1 protein-coding gene is annotated in these 645 nt (G+C 64.7%); it reads left to right on the top strand.

Translation table 11 applies throughout. The features are described 5' to 3' along the window. Positions 1-528, top strand: a 528-nt coding sequence (locus AC1D0P_RS26790; protein ID WP_477679505.1) for a glycosyltransferase family protein, incomplete at its 5' end; no start/stop codon positions are given. Positions 529-645: the final 117 nt, after the last annotated feature.

Genomic DNA, 645 nt, shown 5'->3' with positions numbered 1-645 from the left:
GTGCGGATCATGCGGGAGAGGGGCGATCGCTTCCGGCTTCTGCTCGCGACCGTGCCGCACCAGGAACGCAATGTCCGCGATATCACCGCCGATTGGTCCGAAAAGCCGGAGATTTTCGTCGGCGAAGCCGCGAAGTGGCAGGTGTTCGAGCAGGCAGACGCTGCGCTCGCGGCATCCGGCACCGTGCTGCTCGAACTGGCGCTCACCGGCATCCCGACGATCTCCACCTACAAGACCGATGTGCTCATCCGCATGGTCCTGAACCGAATCAAGGCGTGGAGCGGCGCGCTGCCGAACCTGATCGCAGACTATCCGGTCGTGCCGGAATATTTCGACGAGTTCATCCGCCCGACGGCGCTGGCTCGCTGGATGGAGCGCCTGAGCACGGATACGCCGGAACGCGCCGCCATGCTCTCCGGCTTCGACACGATCTTCGAGCGCATGTCGACGATCGAACCGCCGGGCCTGCATGGCGCCGGCATTGTCCTCGATCTTCTCGCGAACAGAAAGCCAGTGCCGTCGCAATGACGGCGCCGGCCAGCGAACTCTAGTCGAAGCGCGCACCAGTCATCTGCTCGCTCAACGTCCATAGCCGATCGGCTGCGACCGGATCAATGGCCCAGGGCCGGACGCCGAGCAAGTCGG

This window comes from Polaromonas sp. P1_G2 (assembly GCF_056405515.1).
The sequence above is the reverse complement of the archived record's forward strand: the minus strand, read 5'-3'. Positions and strand labels throughout refer to the sequence as shown.